The 5,562-nt window shown below is 57.1% G+C and carries 4 protein-coding genes and 1 pseudogene; 4 read left to right on the top strand and 1 reads right to left on the bottom strand.

The genetic code is table 11. The features are described 5' to 3' along the window. Nucleotides 1-375 precede the first annotated feature (375 nt). Nucleotides 376-816 carry a Tn3 family transposase gene (locus EFQ99_RS36395; RefSeq protein ID WP_004676276.1) on the bottom strand — a complete coding sequence of 147 codons (441 nt, stop codon included), beginning with the start codon at nt 814-816 and terminating at the stop codon, nt 376-378. A gap of 792 nt (nt 817-1,608) precedes the next feature. On the opposite strand from EFQ99_RS36395, the gene EFQ99_RS36135 reads away from it, so the two are divergent. The 4 genes and pseudogenes from EFQ99_RS36135 to EFQ99_RS34675 form a co-directional block, all read left to right on the top strand. Next, entirely contained in the window at nt 1,609-1,734 is a 126-nt protein-coding gene (locus EFQ99_RS36135; RefSeq protein ID WP_004676277.1) for a hypothetical protein, read from the top strand. A gap of 114 nt (nt 1,735-1,848) precedes the next feature. Next, nucleotides 1,849-2,934, top strand: a complete 1,086-nt coding sequence (locus EFQ99_RS34685; RefSeq protein ID WP_008533948.1) for an HlyD family secretion protein — start codon at nt 1,849-1,851, stop codon at nt 2,932-2,934. 27 nt (nt 2,935-2,961) lie between these two features. Further along, nucleotides 2,962-5,109, top strand: coding sequence for a peptidase domain-containing ABC transporter (locus tag EFQ99_RS34680; RefSeq protein ID WP_097603729.1), 2,148 nt, complete (start codon nt 2,962-2,964; stop codon nt 5,107-5,109). A gap of 108 nt (nt 5,110-5,217) precedes the next feature. Further along, nucleotides 5,218-5,562 (top strand): annotated as a pseudogene (locus tag EFQ99_RS34675) (DDE-type integrase/transposase/recombinase); the annotation flags it as partial.

The raw sequence follows: 5,562 nt of genomic DNA, 5'->3' as shown, positions 1-5,562 counted from the left end.
CGCCTTCATCACCTTGCTTCAGAATGAACGCCTTCTGAGCGTCCGAAAACTGCGACGCTTTCATCGTCTTCTGGTCCCTTTCCCAGCCAGGAAAATGCACCGGAAAACTCTAACCAAAACTGGTCCAGTTTGAAGGGTTCAGATCAAAGTGCACAAGATGGTGGCGAATGGGAACGTAGGGTCGTCGCCTCGATCGCCAAGAAATTGAAAAGGGGCCAGCGAGGAGCGCCTTTTGGCTCGCATCGCCGGGTCCGCGATCAAGGCCCTCGACGGAGCGGTGCCGAAATTGCCGAACAGGCGATACTTTCGGCTCTGGTCCGCAAATACAAGACTGGCGGTTCCTAAGCAGCGAGCCCAGGCGGTGCCACGTTCCTCCTACGGCATTTCATTATCCACGCATGTTGCCGAGGCTGCTGAGCCTGCTCGAATTCCGGAATAATGCAGCACATCGGGTCCGCCATCGCGGCGCTGGAATGGCTCAAGCGTCTGATCGACGAGGACGACAGACGGATCGACCCGTATCGATCCGAGACCTGGCTGTAGGCCTGAAGGCCTAGCATCCTGCCGTATTTCACGTTTACCAGGGCGTCGCCTTGCGCTGTGGCGGCAAATAATAGGCCGTCGCTCGAAGCCGGAGTGCCCATGGATCGGTAACCCCGCCTGCGCCTCGACCACCCTGGCTAGCGCCCGGTCGTAGGCTTCGCTCTCGACATGCCACTGTCGAACACGGATTAACACCCACAAGGTGTGGGTGTCTGTGGCATCGGCCATCATGCGCAGGCCAAAGCTAGTCTCTTCTGCGAGGATGACGTTCATCGCAGGGCGCTCCTGTACGCAGATGACTGAATGCTTCGCAGAAGCCAGTCGCAGCATCCACGTCTGGACGTCGCCTTCGCAATCGAGCCGCCCGGAATCGTAACAGCCCGAGCTGGCGCGGCCAAGCTCGCGTAACCGGATGTCGAGGTGAGCTTGAGATTTGCCAGCTATCCTCCTGTCGCAACGGCCCCGCGAGACGATCGCTGTCGGCCACAGCCTGGGCCGGAACAAGTGCAGGTCTGAGATCGCCATAGCGTCGGGACCCGCCCAAGCATTGCCCAATAGGTCTCGTGTTTCTTTTCGCATCCGGTGGATCTTTTACTTGACACATCCGGCCATAGCATCTGCCAATAGGGACAAGGCCCGCGGCACCAAGCGGCGCATCCGCGCCCACTATCGTGCGGAGGGCCACTAACAATTCACCAGGTTTCAGAGTGAATCAGCAGCAACAAAAATCGACGGCAAACTCGATGGGGGCTACGCGGATGGGGGCGCGCTTACTGAGCGCCGAGTCTCAACTGTACCGTCGCCACCGAACTTTGGAGCTGTCGATCCTGTTCAGGACGTTCATTCAGAACCCTACTCGGTTTGTCGTGCTTGCGACAGCGTGATGTGCGGTTTGGCACGTCTCGGCGCTCTAGGGCAGCCATTGAATAACATACAGAACAGTTTTCTGATGCTTTTCGCTCCTTCTGCATTGGCACGAATCTTGAACCTTTTTGTTGCGCGCCGCTAGGAGCTCCCAACGGGGGCCTTGGCATCTTCTCAATCCAGCTCTGAACGGAGACACCAATGATGAACAACATGGCAGCCTATCGTGTAACCGAATTAACCCCTCAAGAAGCAGCTGAAACCTCCGGAGGTTGGTATTTTTGGGTTTACTTGTTTTTGCGACGTTACGGACACTTGTTTGGTTGATAAGCGAGCTGGCTCTCGATGGCTCCTAGTGACTACAGACTAGCAGTTCCCCTTTCTGCTGAAACGGCCAGCTGCACCGCAGAAAGCATACTGGCGCGACGATCAGGACGATCCTTGAGCATTTATAGGGCGATCTTGCTCTTCGTCGCCGCGGCATTTGGCTCACTGCCACTCGTTACCATACCGGTCTCCATGCAGAGTGTCGGTACTATTCGCCCGATCGTGGAGAAGACGCCCCTGATAGCGCCCGTCTCCGGACGCATCTCCCGTGTCCTTGCCTTTGAGAACGATGTCGTTGCTAAGGGGAAGGAAATAATCGCCTTTGACGATCATGTAATCGAGGAAAAGCTCAGCGGGGTTTTAGCCGACATTCATGCCAAGAGCGATCTTGCCCATGACTTCCAAACGCTGATTTCTTCCGGCGCAAGGCTCAGCGTCTCGCCCCCCCTCCAAACCGAATCCGCGACGGCTGAAAGGGTGCATTTTCTCAACTTGCTGCGCGAGAACCAAAATGCGCGCAGTAACGCCGCGGCGGAACTCGACCGCGCAAAGCGACTTGTCTCGGCTGCTGCGGCGCCGGCGAAGACCGTTGACGAGAAGGCTTTCGCTCTCCAAAATATCGAGGTCCAAGGCGAGATCCTCGTGCGACGCAAAACCGCTGATTGGAACCAGAAGCTCCTTGATGCTAACCTGCGCTTAAAGGAACTCACGGCCACCTTGCATCAGCTCGAGCACGAACGGGACCTGCACCGCATCCGCGCCCCAGTATCGGGTGCTCTCGAGCAGTTCTCCGGCCTCGCGCACGGAAGCTACGTGCAGAGCGGGCAAACCGTTGGTTGGATCTCGCCGAACGACGATCTGGTGGCGGAAATCTACGTCTCCCCCAACGACATTGGCTTTGTGCAGCCTGGTCAGCCGGTGCGGCTCCAAGTGGATGCCTTTAACTACAACCAATGGGGTGTCATCAAAGCAAGGGTGGTCGAGGTGGCGCAGGACTTCACTCTGCATGACGGGAACCCGGTCTTCAAGGTCCAGTGCGCGCTCTCTCGCAGCGAACTCGCGCTGAAAAGCGGGGCCATCGGCCACCTGAAGAAAGGCATGACCGTGCGGGCTCGCTTTCTGTTGGCCAATCGCACTCTCCTGCAACTGCTCTACGACGAGGCAGACGATTGGCTCAACCCGATGCTGGCGGGGCGCTAATATTGTCCCAACAGCCAGCGAGCCTCCATGTCGAGTAAGGCCATTAAGTTCAAACAGCGTGACATCACGGATTGCGGCGCCGCCAGCCTCGCATCTGTCGCAGCCTTCTATGGCTACAAGTTGCCATTGGCGCGCATCCGCCAGTATGCGTCGACCGACCGCTCCGGTACGAGTGTGCTGGGGCTCACGGAAGCGGCGCAGAAGCTGGGCTTCATCGCGAAAGGCGTCAAAGGTGGCTTCGACAGCCTGTACAAGATCCCCAAGCCCGCTATCGCGCACGTCGTCAAGGAGGACCTGCACCATTTCGTAGTGGTCCATGCGATCGACGCCAAGTGGGTCATCGTCATGGACCCTGCCTTGGGCGAAATCTGCAAAGTGCCGCATCAGGAATTCATGGAGCAATGGACCGGCGTTCTGGTTTTGCTGGTTCCGGCAGACACATTCAATCGTCGAAACGAGACCACGTCGCCCCTCGCCCGATTCGCCCGCCTACTCGCGCCACACCGCACGGTGATGGCGCAGGCTCTCGTCGGCGCTCTTGTGACGACCGTCCTCAGTCTCTCGACGGCGATCTACGTTCAGAAGATCGTTGATCACGTGATCCCAGCGGGAAACCGCAACCTGCTCAACTTGATGAGCATCGCAATGCTGCTGATCCTAGCGATACAGATCCTGATCAACCTCCTAAGAGGCCGACTCGTCCTGCAGACGGGGCAGAAGATCGACGTATGCTTGATCCTCGGCTATTACAATCACATCCTGGCCCTGCCCCAGAAGTTCTTCGATAGCATGCGCATGGGAGAAATCGTGTCGCGCATGAACGACGCTGTGAAAATCAGGAGCTTCCTGAACGACGTTTCGATAAACATGTTTGTTGACATTTTAATGATACTGTTCTCGTTCGGAATGATGTTCATCTATTCCTGGAATATTGCTTTGATCGTGGCGCTCGCCATTCCAATGTACATCCTGGTATATTGGGCCATCAATCGGATGAATCGAAATCTCCAACGAGTCATCATGGAAAATGACGCCAAACTCGAGGCGCAACTGGTAGAATCACTCGGAGCTGTCTCCACCATTAAGACTTCCGGCGTCGAGAGCTTCGCAAACTTCAAAATGGAGACCCGCTTCGTAAAGATGCTGCATTCCGTCTACAGCTCCGGGCTGATCTCAATCTGCGGCGACAACGCCTCGACGTTGCTGTCGGTCCTGTTCACCATCGTGCTGATGTGGTTTGGAACCACGCTTGCGCTCGAACAGGCCGTCACGCCCGGCGAATTGCTGTCCTGCTATACGTTGCTTGGCTATATCACCCGGCCGGTCGCCCGCCTGATCCAGACCAACCGGATCGTTCAAGACGCGTTTATCGCGGCGGATAGACTTTTCGAGATCTTTGAACTGGAGTCGGCAAGCAGCAGCGGCATCGATGCTACGAAGACCGATCTCGGAGATATTCGCCTGGAGAACGTCACATTCCGCTATGGCGCGCAGGCGGAGGTTTTCAGCGATCTAAGCGTCTCCTTTCGCCAAGGAGAGTTGACGGCCGTCGTGGGTGAGAGCGGCTCGGGCAAAAGCACCCTTGCGGCTCTGCTGCAGAATGTCTACCAGCTTGAGGATGGATGCATTCGGATCGGCCAATATGCCCTCCAGGATTTCTCGAGCGCATCACTGCACAAGGTCATGGCTGCAGTACCGCAATCGATAGACGTCTTCTCCGGTTCCGTGATCGAGAACATCGCCCTGGGCGAGTTCGAACCGGAGTTCGATAAGATCGTACGCATCTGTGATCGAATAGGACTGCGGGAGTGCATCGAGCGCTGGCCCGGGCGGTTCCAGGCCCATCTGGGCGAGAACGGGGTTCGCCTCTCCGGAGGTGAGAAGCAGCGCCTCGCATTGGCTCGGGCCCTGTACCGGGATCCCGACGTTCTAATCCTTGACGAAGCGACCTCCTCTCTGGACTCGGCAGCCGAAGAATTTGTGCTGCGGGTTGTTGAGGATCTGTCTCGCGCTGGGAAGACCATCATAGTCATCACTCATCGGTTGAGCACCGTTCGTGGGGCGGACAATATTGTGGTCCTGGACAAGGGGCGGGTCATTGAGGAGGGAAAGCACGCTGACCTAGTGAGAACTGATGGCCCTTACGCTCGATTATGGCGGGCGCCAAGGTCGTGATCCGTGTAGGCCCTGTCGGCTCGAGGATTGAAAACGGTTGTGAACGTCACGGTTAAGCAGCATGGCAACATTGTCGGCTGTGAACTTGAAGCGGCGGTGATCGGAACGTGGGCGATGGACTTCGTTCACGACCAACTCGCAACGGGTAAGAAACTGCGCGTGCTGACGGTGGTCGACACCTTCTCGCGCTACGTGCCGGTGCTTGATCCACGTCATAGCTATAGAGGCGAAGACGTTGTGCAAACCCTTGAACGGGTGTGCCAAAAAGCCGGCTATCCGAAAACGATCCGTGTCGACCAAGGGACCGAGTTCGTGTCGCGCGACTTGGACCTGCGGGCCTATTCCAAGGGTGTGACGTTGGACTTCTCACGCCCCGGCAAGCCGACTGATAATGCTTTCATCGAAGCGTTCAATGGCCGCTTCCGTGCAGAATGCCTGAACCAGCATTGGTTC

The organism is Rhizobium vallis, from assembly GCF_003985155.1.
Classification (GTDB): domain Bacteria; phylum Pseudomonadota; class Alphaproteobacteria; order Rhizobiales; family Rhizobiaceae; genus Rhizobium; species Rhizobium vallis.
Note: the sequence above shows the minus strand (reverse complement) of the source record. Positions and strands in the feature narration are given on the sequence as shown.